The organism is Microbacterium resistens NBRC 103078, assembly GCF_001552355.1.
Taxonomy (GTDB): Bacteria; Actinomycetota; Actinomycetes; order Actinomycetales; family Microbacteriaceae; genus Microbacterium; species Microbacterium resistens.
Genome location: NZ_BCRA01000053.1, coordinates 1 through 25364 on the forward strand (window position 1 = coordinate 1; position 25364 = coordinate 25364).

The window sequence follows — 25364 nt, forward strand, 5'->3', positions numbered from 1 at the left end:
CCCCCCCCGGTCGTTGAGCGAGGAGCGCAGCGACGGGACGAAACGCGGTGACCCGCCCCGGCGGTCACCGCGTTTCGTGTACCTGCGCCCGCTCCATGACCGATGTCTGTGCATCACACCCCAGACATCCGATGTTTATGTCAGGATGGGGTGAGTCCAGAGGAGGAACGATGCGGCAGCAGTGGTTCGACGAGGCGAGATTCGGGATGTTCGTGCATTTCGGCCTGTACAGCACGGCGGCGAGACACGAGTGGGTCCAGAGCTACGAGCGGCTTTCATCGGAGGAGTATCGCGCGTATTTCGAGAACTTCGACCCCGACCTGTTCGATGCCCGGGAGATCGCGCGCCGGGCGAAGGCCACGGGCATGGGGTATGTCGTGCTCACGACGAAGCACCACGACGGCTTCTGCCTGTGGGACTCGGCGCTGACGGATTTCACGTCGGTGTCGGCGTGCGGGCGGGACCTGGTGCGGGAGTTCGTGGACGCGGTGCACGACGAGGGCCTGCGGGTCGGCTTTTACCACTCGCTGCTGGACTGGCACCACCCGGATTTCACCGTCGACGCGAATCACCCCCTCCGCGGCGAGGAGGCCGAGCACGGGCGCAACGAGCGGCGGGACATGGGCCGGTATCGAGCCTTCCTGCACGGCCAGGTCGAGGAGCTGCTGACGCGTTACGGCGACGTCGACTACCTCTTCTTCGACTTCACCTACCCGGACAGCAGCGGCGGCTGGGCGGGGAAGGGGCCGGAGGACTGGGACGCCGAGGGACTGCTGGCCCTGTGCCGGCGGCTCCAGCCGGACATGCTCGTGAACGACCGCCTGGGGATCCCGGCGGATCTGGTGACGCCGGAGCAGTACCAGCCCACGGCGCCCCTGATGCGGGACGGAGAACCCCAGGTATGGGAGGCGTGTCAGACGATCAACGGGTCGTGGGGCTATCACCGCGACAATCACGACCAGAAGTCCGCGACCCTGCTGGTGCAGATGCTGGCGGACTCGGTCTCGATGGGCGGCAACATGCTGCTGAACATCGGACCGGACGGCCGCGGCGCGATCTCCCGTCGTGACGAGCAGGTGCTCGCCGAGATCGGCGAGTGGATGCGCCTTCACCGCCGGGCGATCGTCGGTGCCGGTCATTCACCGCTCAGCCCTCCCCGGGAGGGGGTCTACACACGCCGCGGGGATCGCCTCTACCTGCACCTGTTCCACTGGCCGCTCGGCGTCGTGCATCTGCCGGGCCTGGCGGGGAAGGTGTCGTTCGCGCGTCTGCTGAACGACGGATCGTGGCTGCAGACCTCCGTGAGCGATCCCACGCGGCAAGCGGACCTGATGACCCCTGCCGGCGAGGCGGAAGGGACGCTGAGCGTGCACCTCCCGATCCGTCGCCCGGATGTGCTCGTGCCCGTCATCGAGCTGACGCTCGTTCCCGGCGAGTGACGCGTTCCACGGGCCCGGGGGAGAGGCGTCAGCTCGGACGCAGGCTCGCGGGGTCGATCCGGGCGGCGGCGAGCCTGGCCGCGCCGTAGAGCGCCGCGTCGGGTCCGGACTCTGCGGCCTCGATGCGCAGAGTCTGGGTGGCGAGCGGGTGACAGGCCTCGTACACCCGGCTGCGCACCGCGGCGAGGAAGGGCTCGCTCGCGCTCAGGCCGCCGGTCAGGAAGACGGCGTGGGGGTTGAAGAAGTTCACGACCCCCGAGAGGACCTGGCCGAGGAACGTCCCCGCGGTGCGCACGAGCGAGGTGGCGAGCGGCTCGCCGTCACGGGCGCGGGCCAGGACGTCCGCGGCGGTGCGGACATCGACGCCGCGCTCGCGCATCTGCCGCACGAGCGCCGCGCCGCTGGCGACGGTCTCCAGACACCCGTGATTGCCGCAGGAGCACGGGACGTCCGCGGCACCGGCGATCCGGGCGTGAGTGATGTCTCCCGCAGCCCCGGTCGCGCCGCGATGGACCTCCCCGGCGACGATGATGCCGCTGCCGATCGCCGTTCCGGCCTTCACCGTGATGCTGTGCTCCTCGCGTCCGAGGCGGCGATGGTGCTCGCCGAGGGCCATCAGGTTCGCGTCGTTGTCGACCACGACCGGAACACCGAACCCGTCCGAGAGGGCCTCGGCCGCGGGGAACCCATGCCAGCCGGGCATGCGGGAGGGCTGCTCCACGCTGCCGGTCGCGATCTGGACCGGACCGGGGAGGGCGAGACCGATCGCTCGGATGTCTGCGTCCTCGGCGAGCTGTCGAAGCGACCGTGCGACGGCGGCCAGGGTCTCCTCCGGGCCGTCCGAGATGGTGATCGGGATCGTCTCCGTGCGGTGCAGTCGGCCGCCGAGATCGAGGACGCCGAGGCGGGCGTGACCGCCGCCGAGCTCGGCGGCGAGGACGCGGGAGTTGTCGCTGTTGAGCGATAGGCGCCGTGGCCGCCGCCCGCCCCGGCTCTCCTCATGGCCGTCCTCCCGCAGAATCCCGGCCTCCACGAGCTCCTGGACGCGGAGGGAGACCGTGGACGGGGCGAGGGAGAGCGCCCGCGCCAGTTCCGACCGGGAGCGGATCTCTCCGTGTGAGACGAGATCGACGAACGTTCTCGAGTCCGCGCAGCAGCAGTTCGGAAACTGAGGCGCGAGACGCCGAGGAAGGGGATTCGATGACGACCACCGTGCGCCGCCGGGGGTCTCTCGCCAAGGCAGAGGGCCGCCAGGCGCTGGGCTTCGCAAGCCCGGCCCTGGTGGGCCTCGCCGTGTTCACGATCGTGCCCGTCGTGCTCTCCATCGTGATGAGCTTCTTCGACTGGCCGACGTACGGCGAGAAGACGTTCACCGGGCTTGACAACTACATCACGCTCTTCACGTCGAGTCCCGACTTCTGGCCGGCTCTGCGGAACACGGCGGTCTTCACCCTGCTCTACGTCCCGCTGAGCATCGTCCTCTCGCTTGCGCTGGCGATGGGGCTCGGACCGCGCATCCGCGGGCGAGGGGCGCTGCGCGTGCTGTTCTTCATCCCGGTGGTCACGCCGATGGTGGCGAACGTCCTCGTGTGGAAGATGATGCTGCAGCCGCAGGGACTGTTCAACGGCGCCGCCCAGAGCTGGTTCGGCATCACCCTGCCCAACTTCCTGGCGGACCCCAGCTGGGCGATGATCATGGTCGTCGTGATGAGCGTGTGGCAGGGGCTCGGCTACAACATGCTGATCTTCTCCGCGGCGCTGGAGCAGCTCCCGGAGTCCGTGATCGAGGCGGCCAGGATCGACGGAGCCACCGGGCTTCGCATGCAGTGGAGCATCGTCGTGCCGATGATCTCCCCGGCGATCTTCTTCGCCACCATCATGACGATGATCACCTCGCTGCAGGTGTTCGCACAGCCGCAGCTGCTCACCGGCGGCGGCCCGGGCAACGCCACCCAGCCCCTCGTGCAGTTCATCTACAACCAGGGGTTCAAGTTCCAGGACCTGGGGCTGGCCGCGGCGGGGGCGTGGATCCTCTTCGCCCTCATCATCGTGATCACCGCGCTCCAGTTCGGCGCGCAGAAGAAGTGGGTGCACTATGAGCACTGACCTCCCGCAGGCGGCCATCGCTGAGATGGCCGACGAGGCCGTGGAACCGGATCGCTCCGCCCGCACCGGTGAGCCCCTGACGCGGGGGCAGCGGATCCGGCTCGTGATCGCACACGTCGTGGTGTACCTTGCGGCGGCGGTCTTCCTCTCGCCGATCGTCTACGCGTTCTTCTCCGCGCTCAAGCCGAACTCCGAGATGTTCTCGATGCCGCCGACCCTGATCGCGTCAGAGGTCCGGTGGGCGAACTTCCTCGACGTGTTCGCGTACGGGCCGTTCCTCACCTACATCGGGAACTCCTTCTTCGTCGCGGTCGCCGGCACGCTCGTCGTCTTGATCGTGTCCACCACCGCCGGCTACGCCTTCGGACGCCTGCGGTGGAAGGGCAGGGACGCCGTGTTCGTCCTGTTCCTGGCGACGCTGATGGTGCCCGCCGAGGTCCTCGTCATCCCAATGTTCCAGGTGATGCAGTGGTTCAACTGGGTCGACACCTATCAGGCGCTGATCCTGCCCTTCGCGTTCACCGCGTTCGGCACGTTCCTCATGCGCCAGTTCTTCCGCGGCATCCCCTACGAGCTGGAGGAGGCGGCGCGCGTCGACGGCGCCGGGCCGGTGCGCTCGTTCCTCCAGATCATCCTGCCCCTGGCGAAGAGCGCCGTCGCGGTGCTGTCGGTGTTCACGTTCCTGTCCTTCTGGAACAGTTATCTGTGGCCCCTCATCGTGACCGTCGACTACAACGCGCACGGCACGCTGCCGGTCGGGCTGGCGAGCTTCTCGGGACTGACCGGAACCCGCTGGGACCTGCAGATGGCTGCGGCGATCATCTCGATGATCCCGACCACCGTGCTCGTCATCGCGCTGCAGAAGCACCTCGTCAAGGGCATCGCCATGGCGGGGCTGGGCGGACGATGAGCGCCGTCGACATCGGACACGCGCCGCGCGTGCGGCCCGCGGTCGGATCAGGACACGAGGAGGACACCCCGGCATGATGAACTTCGAGAAGCGGACGGGACCGGACTTCGGCGCCGCCGCGCCGCAATATCCGAACCAGGGCGTTCCGGAGTGGTACCGGGACGCCAAGCTGGGCTTCTTCGTGCACTGGGGGCTCTACTCCGTGCCCGCCTGGGCGGTGCAGCACGGCGAGGGCGTGAACATCCCGACCGAGGACGCGTACGCGTGGCACCAGTACGCCGAGTGGTACGGCAACACCGTGCGGATCGCCGGGAGCCCGACGTGGGAGCGCCATCAGAGTCTCTACGGGCCCGGCACCTCGTACGAGGACCTCGCAGACCTGTGGGACGCGTCGGCCTTCGATGCGGACTCCTTCGTCGGCGAGCTCGTCGACGCGGGAGCGCGCTACGTCGTCCCGACGACGAAGCACCACGAGGGGTTCTGCCTGTGGGGGACGGAGACCACCGGGTTCAACGCGCTGCGGCGCGGTCCTCGTCGCGACCTCATCGCGGAGTTCCACGACGCGACCCGCCGCGCCGGGGCGCGCTTCGGGGTCTACTACTCGGGGCCCTCGATTGGCACGTGAGCGACTTCCCGCACATCGCGTCGGACACCGATCTCTTCCGGTACCGCCGCAACGACGCCCCCTTCGCCCGGTACGCCGCAGCCCAGCTCGAGGAGCTCGTCGCGCGCTTCCGGCCGGACGTGCTGTGGAACGACATCGAGTGGCCCGACGGCGGCAAGGGCTCGGAGGACTACGCGGTGGCGGCGCTGCTGCGGAGGTACTTCGACGCCGTTCCCGACGGGGTCGTCAACGACCGCTGGGGCGTTCCCTACCATGGCTTCCTCACCCGCGAGTACACGCACATCCCGGACATCGTGGACGAGCCGTGGGAGTCGACGCGCGGGCTCGGCTACTCCTTCGGGTTCAATCAGGCCGAGGACGAACGGCACTCCCTGTCCGGCGCCGCGCTGTTCCGTCTGCTCGTGGACGTCGTGTCCAAGAACGGCAACCTGCTGATCAACGTCGGGCCGGACGCGTCCGGCGCGATCCCCGAGCTGCAGCGTCGCGCGATGCGGGAGCTGGGCGGCTGGCTGCGGCGCAACGGCGACGCGGTCTACGGCACGCGGCCGTGGATCCGCGCGGCAGAGCGGACGGGCGCGCCGCGTGCCTACACCCGCTCCGCAAACGCGGTGCACCTGCACCTGCTCGACCCGGCCCACGGCGAGGCGGAGGTGCCGTCGGAGCTCGACGGCGCCGCCCTGCGCTGGGCGGACGGGTCGGCGGCGGAGGTCGTCACGGAGGGGGCGGCGCGGATCGTGTCCGTCCCGGACGCTCTCCGGTCCGAGCCCGTCGCGGTGCTCACCGCCCCCGGTGTCTGAGCCCTCCGGTCGTCGACTCGCGTCGTTCCCCTCCGCGAGACGCCCTCACACCGCCGAAACCCCCTCCAGCAGCGCGATCCTGGAGGGGGTTTCGGCGTGCGGAGGGGGTTTCGGCGGGGACGAGGGTCACTCCGTCGGAGCGGCGTCCTCGATCTGGATCGGCGCGTCGGCCGGGTCGCCCCAGACCGGCGTGGGCAGAGGGGTGTCGACCTGCCCGCCCTGGATCGCCCGCAGGGCGTCGGTGATCTCGTCGGAGTTCTCCGGAACCGCCAGGCCGCAGGTGCGCATCTCGGAGGCGAACTTCAGCGTGAGGCGGATCTTGCCGGCCTCGACGGCCTCCGCGGTGGTGCCGGTGCGCTTCTCGCTGCCGGTCTGGATGTCGGACACCTCGTCGCACACGTGGTAGACCGAGCCGCCGTCGACCCAGACCACCTCGTCCTTGCCGAGGAGCTGGATCACCGTGGACTGGTCGGCGGTGTACTTCTCCACCGACGGCGGGTTGAAGTCGATGCCGAGGACCACGGCGAGAGCGGCCAGGGCGATGCCGACGATCCCCGCCGTCGTCTTCTGCCCCTTGTCCATGTCCTTGTTGAGGAAGATCAGGATGATCAGCGGCAGGAAAGCCACGACGGCGATGATCGCGCCGAGCTGGTTCTGCACGAAGAACCGCACGGTGTCGGACTTGCGCGCCGGATCCAGCCGGTTCGCCTTCTTCCAGAGGATCGAGCCGATGATCGACAGCGCCGCGATCACCGCGAGCATCACGAGCAGCGTGATGAAGGCCCACTGCGGGAACTGCGCGGTGACGCCCTGCTCCTCGAGCAGGCCCGTGTCGGGGTTGCGGACCAGCGTGCCGTCCTCGCCGACGAAGACGCGCTGCCGCAGCAGCCAGAAGATCGCCACGGCCTCGCCGATGATCGCGAGCGCCCAGAGCGCGCCGGCGATCCACCGGAACCGCGTCGCGGTGGCCTTGGCGGTCGTCGTCGGCTTCCAGTTCGCCGGCGGGTCCGCGGGGGCGTCCGCGGCGCCGGCCGCTGCCGCGCCCTTCGCCTGCGCGGTCGGCTCGACGGACGCGTCTTTCTTGCTGCTCTTCTCGGCCACGGTGGTCCCTTCCCCGGAGTGCGACACCGAGCCTAGTGGTGCCGCGCGCGGCGTCGCTACGCTGGGTGCATGACACCCGACCCCGATGAGGCGTTCCGCTGGGACGGCGACGAGCCCGACGGTCCGGCCCCCGTGCTGCCGGCGGGCTGGAAGGCCGTCGGCCGGGGGAGCGAGGACGTCCGGACCGAGCCGGACCGGCCCGCGACGGAACCGCCGACCGAGCGTGCGACCGAGGCGACCGCCGAGGACGGCGGCGAGGACGGCGAGGCGGACGAGCCCGCCGGGCTCAGCAACGCGATGCTCCTCGTCACCGGGATCATCGGCGGCGTCTACCTCCTGTTCGCCGTCGGGTGGATCGTGGGCGGCATGAGGCTGAGCCCGCTCGCCGGGCTCCTCGTCCCGGCGCCCATGTACACGCCCGCCGTGTGGCTGGCCGTGGCCGCGCCGCTGCTCTGGTTCGTCGCCGCCTGGGTGCTGACCCGGGGCAAGGCGTCGTGGATCCGCGTGCTCGCCCTCGTGATCGGGATGGTGCTGCTCGTGCCCTGGCCGTTCGTGATGTTCGGGCTGGTGGGGTCGTGACCGGGGAAGGAACCGCGATGACGACGACGGCCCAGGACCTCCGACGGCCTCGGTGGCTCTTCTACACGGTGTTGGGGATCGCCGGGCTGTTCTACGCCTACGCCGTGTGGAACGCCGTCGCGTACCTCGTCACCGTGGCGGGTCTCGGCATCGACGCCACGTCGTGGGCGGCGCTGGTCATCGCGATCCTCCTGCCCGCGCTCGTCTTCGTCGTCTCGATCCTGATCACCCGGCGCCGCGGTCTCGGCGTGCTCGCGATCGTGCTGCTCGCGGGACTCGGGGTCGTGGCCGTCTTCTGGGTCGACGTGGTCGGGTACACCGTCAAGGCGCTCTCGGGCGGCGGCGCCTGATCCTTCGCGGCCCGGCGCCGCGGCCGTCGTCACACGGTCGGGGGAGGGGCGCGCGAGCCGGTAGAGTGTGACCGATCGCGCCCCCGACGGAGTGCGGCGCATCGGCCCCGAACCGCTCTGCGCGCTGCCCCGCGCCGTGTGCCCGCACCGAAGGATACCCACCGTGCCCGATCAGAACGCGCCGAAGCCCGTCGTCCTCCTCGCCGAAGTCCTCTCTCCGGCCACCGTCGATGCCCTGGGGCCGGACTTCGACGTCCGCCAGGTGGACGGGACCGATCGCCCGGCGCTGTTCGACGCGCTCGCCGAGGCGGATGCGGTTCTCATCCGCTCCGCCACGAGGATCGACGCCGAGGCCCTCGCGCACGCGCCGAAGCTCAAGGTCGTGGCCCGTGCGGGCGTCGGCCTCGACAACGTCGACATCAAGGCCGCGACCACCGCAGGCGTCATGGTGGTCAACGCGCCGACCTCCAACATCGTCTCCGCCGCCGAGCTCACCGTCGGGCACATCCTGAGCCTCGCGCGCCGCATCCCCGCCGCGCACGCCTCGCTGTCCTCAGGCGCGTGGAAGCGCAGCTCCTTCACCGGTGCCGAGCTGTTCGAGAAGACCGTCGGCATCGTCGGCCTCGGGCGCATCGGCGCACTGGTCGCGGCCCGCCTCGCGGCCTTCGACATGCGCGTCATCGCCTACGACCCCTACGTCACCAGCGCGCGCGCCCAGCAGATGGGCGTCCAGCTGGTCTCGCTCGACGAGCTCGTCGCGGAGTCCGACTTCCTCACCATCCACATGCCGAAGACGCCCGAGACCACGGGCATGATCGGCGCCGAGCAGTTCGCGGCGATGAAGAAGACCGCCTTCGTCATCAACGTCGCCCGGGGCGGCCTGATCGACGAGGAGGCCCTGCACGAGGCCCTCGTCGCGGGCGAGATCGCCGGCGCCGGCCTCGACGTCTTCACCTCCGAGCCCCCGGCCGAGGGCGGGAGCGCCCGCGCCCTGCTCGACCTCCCGAACGTCGTCGTCACCCCGCACCTCGGCGCGAGCACGGAGGAGGCGCAGGAGAAGGCCGGGATCTCGGTCGCCCGCTCGGTGCGACTCGCGCTGGGCGGCGACCTCGTCCCCGACGCGGTGAACGTCGCCGGCGGCGTGATCGACCCCTACGTGCGCCCGGGCATCCCGCTCGTGGAGAAGCTCGGCCAGATCTTCTCCGCGCTCGCCCAGTCGCCGCTCACCAGCCTCGACGTCGAGGTGCACGGCGAGCTGAACGCCTACGACGTGAGCGTGCTCAAGCTCGCCGCGCTCAAGGGCGTCTTCACGAACATCGTCAGCGAGACCGTGTCCTACGTGAACGCGCCGTTGCTGGCGGAGCAGCGCGGTGTCGCAGTGCGGCTGCTGCAGGACGACGTGTCCGAGGAGTACCGCAACGTCATCACGCTGCGCGGGGCGCTCTCCGACGGATCGCAGCTGGCGGTGTCCGGCACGCTGACCGGACCCAAGCAGGTCGAGAAGCTGGTGGGCATCAACGAGTTCGCGGTCGAGCTGCCGATCGAGAAGCACCACGTCGTGATGGTCTACACCGACCGCCCCGGCATCGTGGCGGTCTACGGCCAGCGCTTCGGGGAGGCCGGGATCAACATCGCCGGGATGCAGATCGCCCGCGAGGCGGCCGGGGCCCAGGCGCTGAGCGTGCTGACGCTCGACTCCCCGGTCGCGGAGGAGCTGCTGGACGAGGTCCGGGCGGAGATCGACGCGGACGTCTTCCGCCAGATCGAGATCACCGAGGTCTGACGCTCGTTCGGCGGCCCGCCGGAGCTCCGGCGGGCCGCCGGCCCGTCCCGGCGGCGACACGGCGGGGCGGGAGCGTGGTCAGGTGGTGACGCGGCGGACCAGCGCGATGAGCGCGTCGAGGGCGGCGCCGGTCGGCGGGGCGCCGTCGAGGCCCGGTGCCTGATCGCTCGCCGTGAGGGCGTTGTTGAAGTAGAGGCCGTCGCTGAGCAGCATGACCAGGTGCAGGCTCGTCTCGTCCCTGACGTCCGGACGAAGGGTGTCCGCCCAGCGCTGGCGTGCCCGCCGAAGCGCCGCGACCGCCGCGGGGTGACCCGTCTGCGCCAGGCGCGAGGTGGCGACCAGCGCGCGGTCGATCGGATCGTCGTCCATCACCGAGGTGCGGATGTAGTACTCCACGGTGCCCTCCGGGGCGGCCGTCATCCGGGCGACGTCCTCGGACACGAGCGCGTCCAAGCGCGCCATCAGCCCTTCGGAGAGCTCCTCCTTGGAGGCGAAGTGGTAGAGCAGGCCGCCCTTGGAGACTCCGGCCGCCCGGGCCACGGCCTCGACCGTCGCCGCGCGCTCTCCCTCGTCGATGAGGATCGCCTCGTACGCGTCGAGCACGCGCTCACGGGCCAGGGGAGGGCGGGGCATGGGGCTTCCTCTCGTCGCGCCGGCACGCGTGCTCGGGAAACGCGCAGACGGAGCCGGCTTCACCTGTTACTATACCAGCCAGACGGTTTAGTTTCGATCGCGGTCCCGCGGTCGCCCACACTGTGAGAGGTACCCATGCACGTCACCGCGTCCACCCCGACGGCCGGCACGCAGGCGCCCCGCGCCGGAGCCCGCGCCTGGGCGGCGCTGGCGGTGCTGATGCTCCCCGTGCTGCTCGTCTCGGTCGACAACACGGTCCTCAGCTTCGCCCTGCCCGAGATCTCCCTCGCCCTCGCGCCGAGCGGGGCGGAGCAGCTCTGGATCATCGACGTGTACCCGCTCGTGCTCGCCGGGCTCCTCGTGACGATGGGGAACCTCGGCGACCGGTTCGGACGCCGTCGCATGCTGTTGATCGGCGCGACCGGGTTCGCCGCGGTCAGCGCCCTCGCGGCCTTCGCCCCGACCGCCGCGCTGCTCATCGCGGCGCGAGCGCTGCTGGGCTTCTTCGGCGCCATGCTGATGCCCTCGACCCTGTCGCTGCTGCGCTCCATCTTCACCAACCGGGACCAGCGCCGCCTCGCGATCGCCGTGTGGGCCTCCGCCTTCTCGGCGGGTTCCGCCCTCGGGCCGATCGTCGGCGGATTCCTGATCGAGCACTTCGCCTGGGGATCCGTGTTCCTCATCGCCGTGCCCGTGCTCATCCCGCTGCTGATCGGCGCGCCGCTGCTGGTGCCGGAGAGCCGCGACCCCAACCCGGGGCGCGTGGACCCCCTCAGCATCCTGCTCTCCATGGCGGCGATGATCCCGGTCGTCTACGCGATCAAGTCCTTCGCCGTCGACGGGCCGACGGTCCTGGGCGCCGCCTGGGCGCTGCTGGGGATCGTGATGGGCGCGCTGTTTGTCCGACGCCAGCTCCGCGCCGACATCCCGATGCTCGACATGGCGCTGTTCCGCCGGGGCGGGTTCTCCGGCGCGATCCTGGTGAACCTCTTCAGCGTCGTCGCCCTGGTCGGCTTCCTCTACTACGTGTCGCAGCACCTGCAGCTCGTGCTCGGGCTCGCTCCGATGGTCGCCGGCCTCGCGCTCGTGCCGGGCATGGCGGCGATGATCGTGTCGGGACTGGCGATCGTGCCGATCTCGCGCCGTGTGTCGCCGCACATCCTGATCCCCGCGGCGCTCGTGTTCTCCGTCGGCGGGTACCTGCTGGTGGCCTTCGCCGGCGAGCACATCGTGGCGCTGATCCTGGCGTTCGTCGCGCTCGGGATCGGGATCGGCGCGGCCGAGACGATCTCGAACGAGCTCATCCTCGCGAACGCCCCCGCCGAGAAGGCCGGAGCAGCCTCGGCCGTGTCCGAGACGGCGTACGAGCTCGGAGCCGTCCTCGGCACCGCGATCCTCGGCGGGATCATCACGGCCTTCTACCGCGGCGCCCTCGTGCTGCCCGCCGGCCTCGACGCGGGCGCGGCGGACGCGGCGCGCGAGACGCTGGCCGGCGCGTACACGGTGTCGCACGATCTCGCGGAGCCGCTGAGCGGCCAGATCTGGCAGGCGGCGGTCGCCGCGTTCGAGTCGGGGGTGGGCGTGACCTCCCTGATCGGCGCCGGCCTCGTCGTCCTCGCCGCCCTGATCGCCCTCGTGACCCTGCGGACGAGTCCTCGCTCCTGAGCGCGGGTCGTCCGCCGCGGAGTGAAACGCGGACGGAGAGAGTCCCCGGCTCCCGATAGCCTGGGACCCTCCACCCGCAGAGAGTCCCGCAAGGAGCCCCATGTCCCGCGTCGTGAAACTGGCCGTCATCCCCGGAGACGGCATCGGTCCCGAGGTCGTCGCCGAGGCGGAGAAGGTCCTCGACGCCGTCACCGTCGGCGCGGACGTGACATTCGAGAGGACCCGCTTCTCGCTCGGCGCCGCGCGCTATCTCGACACGGGCGACACGCTCACCGACGCCGACCTGGAGGCGATCCGCTCCCACGACGCGATCCTGCTGGGCGCCGTCGGCGGCGTCCCCGGCGACCCGCGGCTGAAGGACGCGAACATCGAGCGGGGACTGCTGCTCCGGCTCCGCTTCGCGCTCGACCACTACGTGAACCTGCGCCCGTCGAAGCTGTACCCCGGCGCGCCGGGTCCGCTCGCGGCTCCCGGCGACGTCGACTTCGTCGTGGTGCGCGAGGGCACGGAGGGGCCGTACGTCGGCAACGGCGGGTCCATCCGCACCGGCACGCCGCATGAGATCGCGAACGAGACGAGCGTCAACACCGCCTTCGGCGTCGAACGCGTCGTGCGCTACGCGTTCGATCTCGCCGAGCGCCGGCGGAAGAAGCTGACGCTCGTGCACAAGACCAACGTGCTCGTGCACGCGGGAGCGATCTGGAAGCGGATCGTGGACGCGGTGGCCGCGGAGCATCCGGACGTGGAGGTCGACTACCTGCACGTGGACGCCGCGACCATCTTCCTCGTGACGCAGCCGTCCCGCTTCGACGTCATCGTCACCGACAACCTGTTCGGCGACATCCTCACGGATCTCGCCGGGGCGGTCACCGGCGGCATCGGGCTCGCCGCGTCCGGCAACATCAACCCGGCGGGGGAGTTCCCGTCGATGTTCGAGCCGGTGCACGGCTCGGCGCCCGACATCGCCGGTCTCCAGAAGGCGGACCCGACCGCCGCCATCCTGTCGGTCTCGCTGCTGCTGGACCACCTCGGCCTCACGGACCAGTCCCGCCGCGTCCAGCGGGCCGTGGAGGCGGACATCGCCGCGCGTGAGGAAGGCGCGTCGCGATCCACCGCAGAGGTGGGCGACGCGATCATCGCCCGGCTCCAGGCGTAACCTGAGATCAGCGCACGCCGCCGCCCCGACCGACCGCAGGATGTGACATGACCGACACCGCCACCGCACCGCTCACGTTCACCGTGACCAGGAACCTCGCCGCGAAGAGCCCCGCCCAGCGCGCGGAGATCCTCGAGAACCCGGGCTTCGGGACGAACTTCACCGACCACATGGTCGACATCTGCTGGTCCGAGCACGGCGGCTGGCACCGTCCGCGCGTCCAGCCGTACGGTCCGATCTCGCTCGATCCGGCCGCTGCGGTGCTGCACTACGCCCAGGAGATCTTCGAGGGCATCAAGGCGTACCGCCACGCCGACGGATCCGTCCACACGTTCCGGCCGGACCGCAACGCGGCACGCATGCAGGCCAGCGCCCGCCGGCTCGCGCTGCCGGAGCTGCCGACCGAGTACTTCGTCCAGTCGCTGCGCGAGCTCATCGCCGTGGACGGCGACTGGGTGCCCACGGCCGCGGACCAGAGCCTGTACCTGCGCCCGTTCATGTTCGCCAAGGAGGCGTTCCTGGGCGTCCGGCCCGCGAAGAAGGTGGCGTACCACCTGATCGCGAGCCCGGCAGGCGCCTACTTCAAGGGCGGCGTGAAGCCGGTCAGCATCTGGCTCAGCGAGAACTACGCACGTGCGGGCAAGGGCGGCACCGGCGCGGCGAAGACCGGCGGCAACTACGCCTCGAGCCTCCTGCCGCAGGCGGAGGCGGCGGAGCACGGCTGTGACCAGGTCGTCTTCCTGGATCAGGACCGCAACGTCGAGGAGCTCGGCGGCATGAACGTCGTCTTCGTCTACAAGGACGGCCGCATCGTCACGCCCGCGTCCGACAGCATCCTCGAGGGCATCACGCGCGACTCGCTGCTGCAGCTCGCCGAGGACCGCGGGCACGTCGTCGAGCGTCGTCCGGTGTCCCTCCAGGAGTGGCGCGACGGGGTCGCCTCGGGCGACATCGTCGAGGTGTTCGCGTGCGGCACCGCCGCGGTGGTGACACCCATCGGCACGCTGAAGGGCGAGGGGTTCGAGGACGTGCAGCCGTCGGGCGAGCTCGCCCTGTCCCTGCGCGAGGAGCTGACCGACATCCAGTACGGACGCCGCGAGGACCGGCACGGCTGGCTTCTCCGCCTGGACGCCTGACCGCGTCTCCGGCACGCCGATGCCGGCGTCCCCTCGGGGTCGCCGGCATCGGTTCGCTCCGAGGGGCCGGCGTGCCGTCCTCCGGCGACCGAACCCGAGTTCCCGCCCTCGGCGTCGTCCGCATCGATAGGCTGAAGCGGTGAAGATCGCGCGGTTCAGCCACAACGACGGCATCCAGTACGGCATCGTCGACGAGCAGGAGCTGGTCGTCCTCGCGGGCGACCCGATGTTTGCCGGATACGAGACGACGGGGGAGCGGATCCCCCTCGCGGACGCCGCGCTGCTGGCCCCGGTGATCCCCCGGTCCAAGGTCGTGTGCGTGGGCAAGAACTACCACGACCACGCCGCCGAGATGGGCGGCGTCGCCCCCGAGGAGCCGCTGCTGTTCCTGAAGCCGAACACCTCCGTGATCGGCCCGGGGGACACGATCGTGCGGCCGGCGCTGTCGGAGCGGACCGAGTACGAGGGCGAGCTGGCCGTCGTGATCGGGCGGATCGCCAAGAACGTCCGCGCGGAGAACGCGGCGGACTACGTGTTCGGGTACACCGTGGGCAACGACGTCACGGCCCGCGACCTCCAGCGCAAGGACGGGCAATGGTCCCGGGCGAAGGGCTTCGACACGTTCTGCCCGCTGGGACCGGTGATCGAGACCGAGTTCGACCCGTCGTCCGCGACGATCCGCACGAGCGTCAACGGCCAGACCCGGCAGCAGGCGCCGTTCACGGACATGATCCACTCCGTCGGCGCGATCATCGAGTACGCGTCGGCCGTGTTCACCCTGCTCCCCGGCGACGTCATCATGACCGGCACGCCCGCGGGCGTCGGCACGTTCGAAGCCGGTGACAGCGTCGAGGTCGAGGTCTCCGGCATCGGGGTGCTGCGCAACTCGGTGCGCGACGCCCTCCCGCTGTCGTGACCGTGACCGCGTCCACCGAGGCGCAGATCGCGGGCATCCAGCGCCGGACGGTCGGAGTCCTGGCCCTGGGCCAGGTGCTCGGCGGGATCGCGTTCGGCGCGACCGTGTCGCTGGGTGCCCTCCTCGCGGCAGACATCTCGGGGGACGACGCGCTGTCCGGGCTGGCGACCGCCTCGGTGACGCTCGGGGCGGCGCTCGCCGCGATCCCGCTCGCCCGCGCCGCGAGCCGCTTCGGGCGCCGGTTCGCGCTCACCGCGGGCAACATCCTCGCGTTGGTCGGCGTCGTCATCGTGATCCTCGCGGCCTCCGTGCGCGTCTTCCCTGTCCTGCTGGCGGGCGTGATCCTCATCGGGATGGGCAACGCCGGGAACCTCCAGTCCCGGTTCGCCGCGACCGACCTGGCCGAGCCGCGCCACCGCGGCCGCGACCTGTCCGTCGTGGTGTGGTCCACGACCATCGGCGGTGTGGCGGGGCCGTTCCTCCTGTCGCCGGGGGAGCACCTCGGACACTGGCTGGGGATGCCGCCGCTGACCGGCTCGTACGTCTTCTCGCTCGTCGGGCAGTCGCTCGCGCTGATCCTCTACCTCGTGGCGCTGCGTCCGGATCCGCTGCTCACCGCGCTGGCGGTGGGAGACCGCCCGGGCGGCGCGGCTGCGGTAGGAGCGGCGGTGGATCGTCCGATCGCCGCTCGATACGCGATCTTCGCGGTCGCCGGATCCCACGCGGTCATGGCATCGGTGATGGCGATGACCCCCGTGCATCTGGCGCACATGGCCCACGGCGGGCACGGGGCGAGCACCACCGACGTGACCTTCCTCGTCGGGATGACCATCGGCCTCCACGTGGCGGGGATGTACGGGTTGTCCCCGGTCTTCGGCATGCTCGCGGACCGCTGGGGACGCGTTCCGGTGATCCTCGTGGGGCAGGCGATGCTCGTGGCGTCCCTCGTGATCGCGATCGCGGCGGGGGAGAGCCCCGGCGGCGTCATGGCGGCGCTGATCCTCCTGGGACTGGGCTGGAGCGCGGCGACCGTGTCCGGCGCGGCGCTTCTCACGGAGGCCTCGGCCCTGGAGCGGCGCCCGCGGCGTCAGGGCCTCAGCGACTCGCTGATGAGCCTCACCGCCGCGGCGGGCGCCGCCGGCGCGGGCATCGTGCTGACGAACTTCGGCTACGGCGGACTCGCCGCCGCGGCTCTGGTGGTGGTCGCCGCGATCGTCGTCCTCGCCCCGCTCGCCCGTCGCTGAGCGCTCGGGACGGCCGTCCGACCGGCGCGGAGAACGACCCGTCCGGCGGAGAACGATGCGTCCGGCGGAGAAGCGCGACGAGCCGGTCCGCTGATCCGAAAGGTCTCCGCCGGAGACGTACCGCGGCACGAGGCAGCCCGGGGTTTGTAGGGTGATGGTCATGACGGACGACGCGGTTCCCAGCGACCTCTGGACGAACGAGCAGGCCGACCACTACGACGGCCCCGATGACCCGATGTTCGCCCCGGAGCTGCTTGCGGCGACCTCCGGCTTCCTCGCGGAGCTCGCCGGCGACGGATCCGCGTTGGAGTTCGCCATCGGTACCGGGCGGGTCGCGGTGCCCCTGCGCGAGCGCGGCGTGCCCGTCCACGGGATCGAGTACTCCCCGGAGATGGCCGCGAAGCTGCGGGAGAAGACCGACGCGATCCCGGTGGTGATCGGAGACATGGCCACCACGCGGCTGGATCGGCGCTTCACCCTGGTGTACCTCGTGTTCAACACGATCGGGAATCTGTACACCCAGGACGCGCAGGTCGAGTGCTTCCGCAACGCCGCCCGGCACCTGGACCCCGGCGGGCACTTCGTCGTCGAGGTCGGCGTTCCGTCGCTCCGCTCCATGCCGCCGGGACACGACGCGGTGCCGTTCGACATCTCGGAGGGGCACCTCGGATTCGATCAGTACGACCTCGTCACCCAGCGCGCTGTCTCCCACCACTACGTCCGGGAGACCGATGGACGCTTCCGGCATCGCCCCCATCACTTTCGTTTCGTGTGGCCGTCGGAGCTCGATCTGATGGCGCGTCTGGCGGGACTGGAGCCGGTCGCCCGCTACGCGGACTGGGGCCGGACGCCGTTCACCGGGGAGAGCACCTCGCACGTCTCCGTGTGGCGCAAGCCCGTCGACGGCGCCTGATGGGGTGGCAGGGGACAGGGCCGGCGTACGCTGCGTCGTACGCCGACCTGTGCGCGGGGACGAGCGGTCCCATCGTCGCGGCGCTCGGAGCGCCGGACGGGGGCACCCTGCTGGACGTCGGCGCGGGCCCGGGCGACGTCTCCGCGCTGTTGGCGCGGGCGGGCTGGGCGGTCACGGCCTGCGAGCCGGAGGAGAGCATGCGCGACGTCGCGCGGGAACGCCACCCGGCACTCCGGATGGAGCCCGGCGGACTGCCCGTCCTTCCGTACGCGGATGACGCGTTCGACGCGGTCGTCGCGAACTTCGTCCTGAACCACGTGGAGGATCCGCGCGCCTCGGCGCGGGAGCTGGGCCGCGTGAGCCGGCTCGTCGCGGTCGCCACGACGTGGGTCGTGTCCCCCTCCTGGTTCTGGGCCTCCGTCGTGACCCGCGCGGGTCTGCCCGAGGCGCCTCCTGCGCGGTTGGCTCCGGAGAACGATTTCGAGCGCTCGGTCGACGGGTTCGAGGGCATGCTCCGTGACGCGGGATGGGAGGAGGGGGACCGACGCGTGAGCGTCCGGGAGCATTCGTGGGTGTGGCGGGTGCGACCCTCGGCGCTGTGGGCGTCGGTGGAGGGCGGCGTCGCCGGCGCGGGGGCGCGCTTCGTCGGCCTCGACGACCGGGGGAGACGTCGTTTCCGGGCGGCCTTCGAGGAGATCGTCGATGAGCATGCCGAGGACGGCATGCTTCCGCTGAGGCACACCGCCGCCGTCGCGGTGACGACGAACGCACCGCGCACCATGGGGGAGACGGCCGACAACTAGAATCGAAGGGCTATGGCTACTCCCGATCCCCGCACCACGACCGCCACCGGCTCGGATGTGCGTGTCCGCTTCTGCCCGTCGCCGACCGGCCTGCCGCACGTCGGCATGGTCCGCACCGCCCTCTACAACTGGGCCTACGCGCGTCACACCGGCGGAAAGCTCGTGTTCCGCATCGAGGACACGGACGCCGCGCGCGACAGCGAGGAGAGCTTCCGCCAGCTCGTCGACGCGCTCACGTGGCTGAAGATCGACTGGGACGAGGGCGTCGAGGTCGGGGGTCCGCACGCTCCGTACCGGCAGTCCGAGCGCCACGACATCTACCGTGAGGTGCTGGACAAGCTCATCGCCGCGGGGAGCGTCTACGAGAGCTTCTCGACGGCGGAGGAGATCGACGCCCGCAACGAGGCGAACGGACGCGCCAAGCAGCTCGGCTACGACAACTACGACCGCGATCTCACCGACGAGCAGAAGGCCGCCTTCCGCGCCGAGGGGCGTCAGCCTGCGCTGCGCCTGCGGGTGCCGGACGAGGACGTCACGTACGTCGACCTGATCCGCGGCGAGGTCACGTTCCCCGCCGGATCCTTCCCCGACTTCGTGATCGTGCGTCCGAACGGCGTGCCGCTGTACACGTTCGTGAACCCGGTGGACGACGCGCTGATGGGGATCACCCACGTGCTCCGCGGCGAGGACCTCATGCCGTCCACCGCCCGCCAGCTCGCCCTCTACGCGGCGCTCATCGATGCCGGGGTCACGACCTTCGTCCCGCGTTTCGCCCACATGCCGCTCGTCCTCGGCGAGACCGGCAACAAGAAGCTCTCCAAGCGCGACCCGCAGGCCGACCTGTTCCTGCACCGCGAGCGCGGCTTCATCCACGAGGGGCTGCTGAACTACCTGGCCCTGCTCGGCTGGTCGATCGGCCCGGATCGCGACGTGTTCTCGCTGGAGGAGTTCACCGCCGCGTTCGACATCGAGAACGTGAACCCGAACCCCGCGCGCTTCGATCAGAAGAAGGCCGAGTCCATCAACGGCGACCACATCCGGATGCTGGAGCCCAAGGACTTCGCCGAGCGGATCCTGCCGTACCTCGCGGCGGCGGACGTGTTCGGCGGGGAGCCGACGCATGAGCAGATCGTGCTCGCGTTCCGTGCGGCGCCGCTCGTGCAGGAGCGCGTGCAGCTGCTCGGCGAGGTGCCGGGCATGCTCGGGTTCCTGTTCGCGGAGACGGTCTCGTACGAGGAGGACGCGCTCAAGGGACTGCCGGGCAACGCCGCCGAGGTGCTGACCGCCTGCGTGGACGCGCTGGAGCCGCTGGAGGACTTCACGCCGTCCGCCATCCAGGAGACGCTGTCCGCCGCGCTCGTGGACGGCCTGGGACTCAAGCCCCGTGTCGCCTACGGTCCGCCTCGGGTGGCGCTGACCGGCCGCCGGGTGTCGCCGCCGCTGTTCGAGTCGATGGAGCTCCTCGGCAAGGAGGAGATCCTGCGTCGTCTCACCTCCCTCGCCGAGTTCCTCGCCCGCTGACGGGAGTCTGGTACCGGTTGGGGCCGAGTTCGGGGGGATTCGGGGCCATCTCGCGCCCCGAACCCCCATACCGGGCCCCAATCCCGCGTGGTGCCCCCGTGATTCCTGGGCCGGGTTTGGGGCCGAGATTGGGGGGATTTGGAGCCGGGGCGTGCCCCGAACACCTGCGTCGCGCCCCGATCCGGAGTGGCGCGCCGATCCCGGGCCCCATACCTCAGGGCAGGCGGGGACGGAAGGGGGCTTCCGGCGGAAGCAGGGCGCACGTAGCGTGACCGTATGCGCGCACTCGGCAAGGATGAGCTGTTCGAGCTCGAGCATCGGGGCTGGCGGGCGCTGTGCTCCGGGCAGGGCGGGGCGTTCTACGGCGAGATGATGCTCCCGGACGCGGTCATGGTGCTGGTGAACGGTGCCGTGATGGGCCGGGACGAGGTCGCCGCCTCGCTCGACGCGGCTCCGCCGTGGGCCCGCTACGAGCTGAGCGACGAGCGTCACCTGCCGATGGGCGACGATGCCGCAGCGCTGATCTATCGCGCGGTCGCGTCCCGCGACGACGACCCGGGTTCGGTCCCGGATACGGAGCCGTTCACCGCACTGATGTCGAGCGTCTATCGCCGTGTGGACGGCCAGCCTCGTCTCGCGCTGTACCAGCAGACGACGATCACGCACTGACCCGGCGGACGCCGGACGAAGGGGGAGGCATGCAGGATGTGACATCGGTGCCCGAGCTGGAGCTGTTCCGCTACCTCGGGCTGTGGTTCGAGGTCGGGCGCCTCCCGCTCCGGTTCGAGGACGACGAGGCCAGCGACGTGACCGCCGAGTACGCGCAGAACGAGGACGGCACCGTCCGCGTCGACAACCGATGCCTGGACGCCGACGGTCAGCCGACGCAGGCGGTCGGCCAGGCGGAACCGGTCGAGGGGCATCCGGGGCGGCTGCGGGTGACCTTCCTCCCGGAGGGGCTCCGATGGATCCCGTTCACACGGGCGGACTACTGGGTGCTGCGGATCGACGCCGACTACACGACGGCGCTCGTCGGCACGCCGGATCGGCGCTACCTGTGGCTGCTCTCACGGACCCCGGAGATCTCCGACGACGTGGAGGCGGAGTTCCTGGCGACCGCCCGCGCACAGGGGTTCGACCTCTCGCCGTGGATCCGCGCACGCCAGTCCGGCCACGTCGTGCAGGTCTGAGCGCGCCACACGCGGGCGGCGCGCCCGGTTTGGCTCCTGGCCGGGCCTCGGGTAAGCTTGAACCTCGGTGCGGGGCTCCGGTTCCGCCCTTGGGGTATGGTGTAATTGGCAACACGGCTGATTCTGGTTCAGTTGTTCTTGGTTCGAGTCCAGGTACCCCAGCCATACAGAGAAGCCCGGAAGCACTGAGGAAGATCAGTGGTCCGGGCTTCTGTCGTCGTCCGACGAGCCGTGTCTTCTACGGGCCGGGGATCGGGGCGCCGGCCTGCGCGGCGAACAGGGCGATGGCGCGCTGTGCGCTCTCGACGGTGATGCTGCCGCCCGCCACGATGTGCAGCCCGTAGGCGTCCTCCAGAGCGACGAAGTTCATGGCCGTGTCGTCGAGCGGACCCGTGAGCGCGAACTCGCCGCTTGCGACCCCGGCTTCGAGGATGCGCCGGTAGAGCCCCAGCTGCTCCCGGTACAGCCGCTGGACGAGCTCGTCGTGGAGCGGGGACTTGCCCGCGAGCACATCGAACTCGTAGAGCAGCCGCATGAGCGCGTCGTCGGGACCGTGCGGGAGGCCGGCGCGGATCGCGATCGCGAGCTGCTCGCCCGCGGTCGTCGCCTGCGCCACGAGCTCCTCCCGTTCCTCGCCGACTCGACGCATGCCGGCGGCGTGGGCCTCGACCAGGATCGCGTCGAGGTCCTCGTAGTAATAGAGGAGCGCCCCTCGGGTCACCCCGGCCTGGTTCGCGACATCGGTGAGGGAGAGGTTGCGCAGGCCGTGCGCGGCCGCGGCGTCGAGGGCGGCGTCGACGACCTCGCGTCGTCGCCGTTCCTGGGTGCGAGGGCGTGCCATGACGCCAGTATGGCAGGCCCTCCGGCGGTGTCCTCCGCGATGCGATCCGTTTCTTGACATTTGAGTCAATTAATTTACTCTGTAGTCAAAGAACCATCGGATCGGCGACGCAGCTGCCGCTCCCTCCCGAAGACCCAGGAGCCACGACATGGTCGTCGACACCCTCTACACCGGCGGACGCATCCGCACCTTCGACCCGGACCGGCCGTGGGCCGAGGCTCTCGGGGTGACCGGCGACCGGATCTCCTTCATCGGCTCCGCGGAGGACGCCCCCGCCGCGCGGCGGACCGTGGACCTGCACGGTCGCCTCCTCACGCCGGGCGTCGCCGACACGCACAACCACCTCCTCCTGGGCTTCGACGATCTGGCGGTCAGCCTGGAGGGGGTGACGAGCCTCGACACGGTCCGCGCCAGGATCGGGGCCTTCGCGGAGCGTCATCCGGAGCTGCGGTGGATCTGCGCCGAGAACGCGCTCTACTCCGTCGTCGAGGGCCGGCGCCCTCGCGCCGCGGACCTCGCGGGCGTCACCGACCGACCGGTCTTCATCACCACCTACGACCAGCACTCCGTCTGGCTGAACCGGCCCGCGCTCGCGGAGCTGGGCATCCTGAACGGGGGCGACATCGCCTGGGGCAACCCCGAGATCGACCGCGTGACCGGCGAGCCGACGGGCTGGATCACCGACTTCTACACGAGCGCGATGACGACCGACGGTCTTCGTGAGCTCCAGCGGGACATCCCGATGTACTCGCCCGACCGTCGGTACCGCAAGATCGTGAACAGTCTCGCGATGGCGGCCCGGTTCGGCATCACCAGCGTCGTCGAGCCGCAGGTGCCCCTCGCCGAGCTGCCGCTCTTCGACCGCGCCGATCGGGAGGGAAGGCTCACCGCCCGCACCACCGCCGCGATCTATCATCCGGTCGGCGCCGACGGCGACTTCCGGGCGCGGATCACCGACGCGATCCGCAGCACGCCCGCGCACGACCGGTTCCGCCTCGGGATGGTGAAACTCTACGCCGACGACGTCATCGAGCCGCACACGGCGGCGATGCTGGAGGACTACGCCAACCGGCCCGGCCACCGCGGACACACCAGCATGGAGCCGGGGGAGTTCACGAAGCTGTTCGTCGAGCTCGACCGCCTCGGCTACCAGGTGCACACCCACGCGACGGGCGACTGGGGGATCCGGCTGACGTTGGACGCCATCGAGGCGGCGCGCCGGAGCAACGGCGACCGCGACGCCCGGCACGGGATCGTGCACGTCGAGTGCCTGGCACCGGAGGACCTTCCCCGGTTCCGGGAACTGGGGGTGGTCGCGGCGATGCAGCCGCGGCACGCGTCTCCGGACCTCGTCGCAGGCACATGGATGGAGAACGTGGGGGAGGACCGGTGGGATCGCGCCTGGCGGTTCCGGTCCATGGTCGACTCGGGAGCGCGCGTCACGTTCTCCAGCGACTGGCAGGTCGGCGAGATGGACCCGCTCGTCGGCGTCTACAGCGCCATGACGCGTGCGCGGCTCGACGGCGGCGACGCCTGGACCACCGACGAGCGCCTCGATCTCGACCGCACGCTGCAGGCCTACACGAAGGGCGGAGCGGAGGCGTTCCACCGCGAGGACTCGCTGGGGATGCTCCGCACCGGATACCTCGCCGACCTCGTGGTCTGGTCCGCCGATCTCTACGCGCTGGAGCCCGCACAGATCCTCGCGCAGCAGGCGGACCTCACGGTGGTCGGCGGCGAGCCCGTCCACGACCGGCACGGCGAGCTGGACGGGTCCTTCGTCGTCGACACCGCCCCCGATCCTGCGGGACCCGGCGGCATCTGCTCCGAGCCGTCCGCCGACCATCACTGCCATTCCCACGCCCACTGACCTCCCGACACCCCCGCAACCCCGCACACTAGGACGCCTCCGATGCCAACGCCGTCATCCCCGTCCGCCGTCTCCGGCGGCGACCCGCGCACACCGACATCCTCCGAGCCCGGGCGGCTCCGACGCACGCTCCGCCTGCGGCACCTCGTCTTCATCGGTCTCGCCTACATGGCGCCGCTCGCGGTCTTCGACATGTTCGGGATCGTCGCGGACAAGACCGGCGGGCACGTTCCCCTCGCCTACCTCGTCGTGCTGGTGGCGGTGCTGTTCACCGCCTTCAGCTACTCCCGGATGGTGAGATTCTTCCCCGTCGCCGGATCCGCGTACACATACGCGAAGGAGACGATGCACCCCACTGTCGGATTCCTCGTGGGATGGGTCGCGACGCTCGACTACCTGCTGCTGCCGATGATCAACGCGATCCTGTCCGGGATCTACATGGGGGCGCTCTTCCCGGAGGTCCCCTTCTGGGTCTGGGTCCTCCTGACGATCGGGATCTGCACCGCGCTGAACCTCATGGGGGTGAGGCTGGCGGCCAGGATGAATGTCGTGCTGGTCTCCATCCAGCTCCTGGTCGCCGTGGTGTTCGTGGTCCTCGCCGTCGCGAACGTCGTGAACGGGGAGAACGGCGCGGGGTTCTCGGTGCGGCCGTTCTTCTCCGACGACCTCCAGGCCGGAGCACTGGCGGGCGGCGCCGCGATCCTCGCGCTGTCGTTCCTCGGATTCGACGCCGTGTCGACCCTCGCCGAGGAGGCGGAGAAGCCCACCCGGGACGTTCCTCGGGCCATCTTCCTGATCGTCGCCGCCGCGGGGGCGTTCTTCCTCACGGTCACCTACGTGATGCAGACGCTGTTCCCGGATGTGACGACGCTCGAGAACATCGTCGGGGCCTCGCCCGAGATCGCGAAGTACATCGGCGGTGCCGCCTTCCAGGCGATGTTCGTCGGCGGATACATGATGGCCGTGCTCGGCTGCGGGATCACCCAGCAGATGAGCGCCGCACGGCTGCTCTACGCGATGGGCCGCGACGGCGCACTCCCGCGACGTCTGTTCAGTCGGGTCGATCCGCGCACCGGTGTCCCCGTCGGGAACGTGGTGCTCGTCGCCCTCATCGCCCTGACCGCCCTCTTCGTGGATCTGGAGCAGGCGTCGTCGATGATCAACTTCGGGGCCTTCATCGCCTTCACCTTCGTGAACCTGTCGGTGATCTTCGTGTTCTTCCGCTTCCTCTCCACCCGCTCGATCGGATCCTGGCTCGGGTTCGTGCTCGTGCCCGCCGTCGGCGTCGTGATCAACGTCGCGCTCTGGTTGAGCCTGAACCCGATCTCGATGGTGATCGGAGGCGCGTGGACGGCGATCGGGGTGATCTACCTGATCGTCAAGACGCGGGGATTCCGCGCGTCGCCTCCGGATCTGACCGGGCCGATCAACATCGAGATGTACGAAGAGGCGTCCGCCCCGTCGCGTCGATGACGCCGGGCGCCGCCGGCTACGGCATCAGGCGACGAGGGCGGTCATCGCGAGGGTCGAGGCGGCCATCGCCGCATGGTGGACCCGGTGCGGCCAGGAACGATCTCGACGAAGAGCGAGCGCCGTCGCGACGACCGTCCCGAGAGCCAGCACGGCGAGGAGGACCGGGACGGGGGAGCCGCCGCCGTGCCCGTGCGCGCCGAGGACCGGCACGGCGCCCGGGGTCCGAGCGGGCATCAGCAGGATGAGGGTCGCGGTCGCGACGAGACCGAGCGCGAGATGCGGACCGACAGACGACCGCGATCCCGCCGCGGCC

25 protein-coding genes and 1 tRNA gene are annotated in these 25364 nt (G+C 70.6%); 21 read left to right on the plus strand and 5 right to left on the minus strand.

Translation table 11 applies throughout. The features are described from left to right. The first annotated feature begins 170 nt into the window (after positions 1–170). A complete protein-coding gene (locus MR1_RS10005) occupies positions 171–1439 on the plus strand; it encodes an alpha-L-fucosidase (protein ID WP_067245761.1) in 1269 nt (422 codons plus the stop codon). A 28-nt stretch (positions 1440–1467) separates the two neighbouring features. Here the strand turns inward: MR1_RS10005 and MR1_RS10010 are convergent, their stop codons facing one another. Next, positions 1468–2547 carry an ROK family transcriptional regulator gene (locus tag MR1_RS10010; protein WP_067245822.1) on the minus strand — a complete coding sequence of 360 codons (1080 nt, stop codon included), beginning with the start codon at positions 2545–2547 and terminating at the stop codon, positions 1468–1470. 92 nt (positions 2548–2639) lie between these two features. Here MR1_RS10010 and MR1_RS10015 point away from each other — a divergent pair, with 92 nt between their 5' ends. The 4 genes from MR1_RS10015 (at position 2640) to MR1_RS20530 (ending at position 5877) form a co-directional block, all read left to right on the plus strand. Beyond that, a complete protein-coding gene (locus MR1_RS10015) occupies positions 2640–3545 on the plus strand; it encodes a carbohydrate ABC transporter permease (RefSeq protein WP_067245764.1) in 906 nt (301 codons plus the stop codon). Beyond that, positions 3535–4455, plus strand: a complete 921-nt coding sequence (locus MR1_RS10020; protein ID WP_233460057.1) for a carbohydrate ABC transporter permease — start codon at positions 3535–3537, stop codon at positions 4453–4455. The genes MR1_RS10015 and MR1_RS10020 overlap by 11 nt, the downstream gene beginning before the upstream one ends. Positions 4456–4528: 73 nt before the next feature. Continuing rightward, positions 4529–5080 carry an alpha-L-fucosidase gene (locus MR1_RS20525; protein WP_255218123.1) on the plus strand — a complete coding sequence of 184 codons (552 nt, stop codon included), beginning with the start codon at positions 4529–4531 and terminating at the stop codon, positions 5078–5080. Then, entirely contained in the window at positions 5077–5877 is an 801-nt protein-coding gene (locus MR1_RS20530) for an alpha-L-fucosidase (RefSeq protein ID WP_255218124.1), read from the plus strand. Before MR1_RS20525 ends, MR1_RS20530 begins: the two co-directional genes overlap by 4 nt. Positions 5878–6003: 126 nt before the next feature. On the opposite strand, the gene MR1_RS10030 is transcribed toward MR1_RS20530, so the two are convergent. Continuing rightward, positions 6004–6978, minus strand: a complete 975-nt coding sequence (locus MR1_RS10030) for a hypothetical protein (protein ID WP_255218125.1) — start codon at positions 6976–6978, stop codon at positions 6004–6006. 69 nt (positions 6979–7047) lie between these two features. Between MR1_RS10030 and MR1_RS10035 the strand changes: the two genes are divergently transcribed. The 3 genes from MR1_RS10035 to serA all read left to right on the plus strand — a co-directional run bounded on the left by MR1_RS10035 (position 7048) and on the right by serA (position 9690). Next, positions 7048–7557, plus strand: coding sequence for a hypothetical protein (locus MR1_RS10035; protein WP_067245767.1), 510 nt, complete (start codon positions 7048–7050; stop codon positions 7555–7557). A 17-nt stretch (positions 7558–7574) separates the two neighbouring features. Beyond that, the gene (locus MR1_RS10040; RefSeq protein ID WP_067245770.1) at positions 7575–7907 is read left to right on the plus strand and encodes a hypothetical protein; all 333 of its coding nucleotides are present in this window, start codon (positions 7575–7577) and stop codon (positions 7905–7907) included. Between the two features lie 163 nt (positions 7908–8070). Beyond that, positions 8071–9690 carry a phosphoglycerate dehydrogenase gene (serA, locus tag MR1_RS10045; protein WP_067245773.1) on the plus strand — a complete coding sequence of 540 codons (1620 nt, stop codon included), beginning with the start codon at positions 8071–8073 and terminating at the stop codon, positions 9688–9690. Between the two features lie 78 nt (positions 9691–9768). On the opposite strand, the gene MR1_RS10050 is transcribed toward serA, so the two are convergent. After that, positions 9769–10323, minus strand: a complete 555-nt coding sequence (locus tag MR1_RS10050; RefSeq protein WP_067245777.1) for a TetR/AcrR family transcriptional regulator — start codon at positions 10321–10323, stop codon at positions 9769–9771. A 135-nt stretch (positions 10324–10458) separates the two neighbouring features. Here MR1_RS10050 and MR1_RS10055 point away from each other — a divergent pair, with 135 nt between their 5' ends. The 11 genes from MR1_RS10055 (at position 10459) to MR1_RS10105 (ending at position 21032) form a co-directional block, all read left to right on the plus strand. Next, positions 10459–11988 (plus strand): MFS transporter, encoded by a 1530-nt coding sequence (locus MR1_RS10055; RefSeq protein ID WP_067245781.1) that lies wholly within the window; start codon positions 10459–10461, stop codon positions 11986–11988. A 100-nt stretch (positions 11989–12088) separates the two neighbouring features. Beyond that, positions 12089–13144, plus strand: a complete 1056-nt coding sequence (locus MR1_RS10060) for a 3-isopropylmalate dehydrogenase (protein WP_067245784.1) — start codon at positions 12089–12091, stop codon at positions 13142–13144. Positions 13145–13191: 47 nt separating this feature from the next. Further along, entirely contained in the window at positions 13192–14280 is a 1089-nt protein-coding gene (locus MR1_RS10065) for a branched-chain amino acid aminotransferase (RefSeq protein WP_067245787.1), read from the plus strand. 139 nt (positions 14281–14419) lie between these two features. Beyond that, positions 14420–15196: a fumarylacetoacetate hydrolase family protein gene (locus MR1_RS10070; protein WP_067245790.1), complete on the plus strand. Its 777-nt coding sequence runs from the start codon at positions 14420–14422 to the stop codon at positions 15194–15196. Next, positions 15193–16440 carry an MFS transporter gene (locus MR1_RS10075; protein WP_067245793.1) on the plus strand — a complete coding sequence of 416 codons (1248 nt, stop codon included), beginning with the start codon at positions 15193–15195 and terminating at the stop codon, positions 16438–16440. The genes MR1_RS10070 and MR1_RS10075 overlap by 4 nt, the downstream gene beginning before the upstream one ends. A gap of 154 nt (positions 16441–16594) precedes the next feature. After that, a complete protein-coding gene (locus tag MR1_RS10080; protein WP_409366249.1) occupies positions 16595–17353 on the plus strand; it encodes a class I SAM-dependent DNA methyltransferase in 759 nt (252 codons plus the stop codon). Beyond that, complete coding sequence (locus MR1_RS10085; RefSeq protein WP_067245796.1) at positions 17353–18156, plus strand: class I SAM-dependent methyltransferase; 804 nt, start codon at positions 17353–17355, stop codon at positions 18154–18156. Before MR1_RS10080 ends, MR1_RS10085 begins: the two co-directional genes overlap by 1 nt. 12 nt (positions 18157–18168) lie before the next feature. After that, a complete protein-coding gene (gene gltX, locus MR1_RS10090) occupies positions 18169–19677 on the plus strand; it encodes a glutamate--tRNA ligase (protein WP_067245799.1) in 1509 nt (502 codons plus the stop codon). 276 nt (positions 19678–19953) lie between these two features. Next, complete coding sequence (locus tag MR1_RS10095; RefSeq protein ID WP_067245802.1) at positions 19954–20346, plus strand: nuclear transport factor 2 family protein; 393 nt, start codon at positions 19954–19956, stop codon at positions 20344–20346. A 29-nt stretch (positions 20347–20375) separates the two neighbouring features. Beyond that, positions 20376–20867, plus strand: coding sequence for a lipocalin family protein (locus MR1_RS10100; protein WP_067245805.1), 492 nt, complete (start codon positions 20376–20378; stop codon positions 20865–20867). A 90-nt stretch (positions 20868–20957) separates the two neighbouring features. Beyond that, positions 20958–21032: transfer RNA gene (locus tag MR1_RS10105), tRNA-Gln, on the plus strand. A gap of 73 nt (positions 21033–21105) precedes the next feature. Here MR1_RS10105 and MR1_RS10110 read toward each other — a convergent pair. Continuing rightward, the gene (locus tag MR1_RS10110; RefSeq protein ID WP_067245808.1) at positions 21106–21708 is read right to left on the minus strand and encodes a TetR/AcrR family transcriptional regulator; all 603 of its coding nucleotides are present in this window, start codon (positions 21706–21708) and stop codon (positions 21106–21108) included. 148 nt (positions 21709–21856) lie between these two features. Between MR1_RS10110 and MR1_RS10115 the strand changes: the two genes are divergently transcribed. Both MR1_RS10115 and MR1_RS10120 read left to right on the plus strand, forming a co-directional pair. Then, the gene (locus MR1_RS10115; protein ID WP_067245812.1) at positions 21857–23578 is read left to right on the plus strand and encodes an amidohydrolase; all 1722 of its coding nucleotides are present in this window, start codon (positions 21857–21859) and stop codon (positions 23576–23578) included. Between the two features lie 42 nt (positions 23579–23620). Then, the gene (locus tag MR1_RS10120) at positions 23621–25051 is read left to right on the plus strand and encodes an APC family permease (protein WP_067245815.1); all 1431 of its coding nucleotides are present in this window, start codon (positions 23621–23623) and stop codon (positions 25049–25051) included. Between the two features lie 24 nt (positions 25052–25075). Here MR1_RS10120 and MR1_RS10125 read toward each other — a convergent pair. After that, on the minus strand, positions 25076–25364 hold a 289-nt coding region (locus tag MR1_RS10125; RefSeq protein ID WP_217996216.1), incomplete at its 5' end, for a hypothetical protein.

What these genes read in the sequence shown, in the direction of transcription:
- gltX (WP_067245799.1), top strand. Translation starts at nt 18,169, where the DNA reads ATGGCTACTCCCGATCCCCGCACCACGACCGCCACCGGCTCGGATGTG.
- MR1_RS10065 (WP_067245787.1), top strand. Translation starts at nt 13,192, where the DNA reads ATGACCGACACCGCCACCGCACCGCTCACGTTCACCGTGACCAGGAAC.
- MR1_RS10080 (WP_409366249.1), top strand. Translation starts at nt 16,595, where the DNA reads ATGGTCATGACGGACGACGCGGTTCCCAGCGACCTCTGGACGAACGAG.
- MR1_RS10100 (WP_067245805.1), top strand. Translation starts at nt 20,376, where the DNA reads ATGCAGGATGTGACATCGGTGCCCGAGCTGGAGCTGTTCCGCTACCTC.
- MR1_RS10015 (WP_067245764.1), top strand. Translation starts at nt 2,640, where the DNA reads ATGACGACCACCGTGCGCCGCCGGGGGTCTCTCGCCAAGGCAGAGGGC.
- MR1_RS10085 (WP_067245796.1), top strand. Translation starts at nt 17,353, where the DNA reads ATGGGGTGGCAGGGGACAGGGCCGGCGTACGCTGCGTCGTACGCCGAC.
- MR1_RS10110 (WP_067245808.1), bottom strand. Translation starts at nt 21,708, where the DNA reads ATGGCACGCCCTCGCACCCAGGAACGGCGACGACGCGAGGTCGTCGAC.
- MR1_RS20525 (WP_255218123.1), top strand. Translation starts at nt 4,529, where the DNA reads ATGATGAACTTCGAGAAGCGGACGGGACCGGACTTCGGCGCCGCCGCG.
- MR1_RS10060 (WP_067245784.1), top strand. Translation starts at nt 12,089, where the DNA reads ATGTCCCGCGTCGTGAAACTGGCCGTCATCCCCGGAGACGGCATCGGT.
- MR1_RS10050 (WP_067245777.1), bottom strand. Translation starts at nt 10,323, where the DNA reads ATGCCCCGCCCTCCCCTGGCCCGTGAGCGCGTGCTCGACGCGTACGAG.
- MR1_RS10095 (WP_067245802.1), top strand. Translation starts at nt 19,954, where the DNA reads ATGCGCGCACTCGGCAAGGATGAGCTGTTCGAGCTCGAGCATCGGGGC.
- MR1_RS10115 (WP_067245812.1), top strand. Translation starts at nt 21,857, where the DNA reads ATGGTCGTCGACACCCTCTACACCGGCGGACGCATCCGCACCTTCGAC.
- MR1_RS10120 (WP_067245815.1), top strand. Translation starts at nt 23,621, where the DNA reads ATGCCAACGCCGTCATCCCCGTCCGCCGTCTCCGGCGGCGACCCGCGC.
- MR1_RS10035 (WP_067245767.1), top strand. Translation starts at nt 7,048, where the DNA reads ATGACACCCGACCCCGATGAGGCGTTCCGCTGGGACGGCGACGAGCCC.
- MR1_RS10020 (WP_233460057.1), top strand. Translation starts at nt 3,535, where the DNA reads ATGAGCACTGACCTCCCGCAGGCGGCCATCGCTGAGATGGCCGACGAG.
- MR1_RS10040 (WP_067245770.1), top strand. Translation starts at nt 7,575, where the DNA reads ATGACGACGACGGCCCAGGACCTCCGACGGCCTCGGTGGCTCTTCTAC.
- MR1_RS10055 (WP_067245781.1), top strand. Translation starts at nt 10,459, where the DNA reads ATGCACGTCACCGCGTCCACCCCGACGGCCGGCACGCAGGCGCCCCGC.
- MR1_RS10005 (WP_067245761.1), top strand. Translation starts at nt 171, where the DNA reads ATGCGGCAGCAGTGGTTCGACGAGGCGAGATTCGGGATGTTCGTGCAT.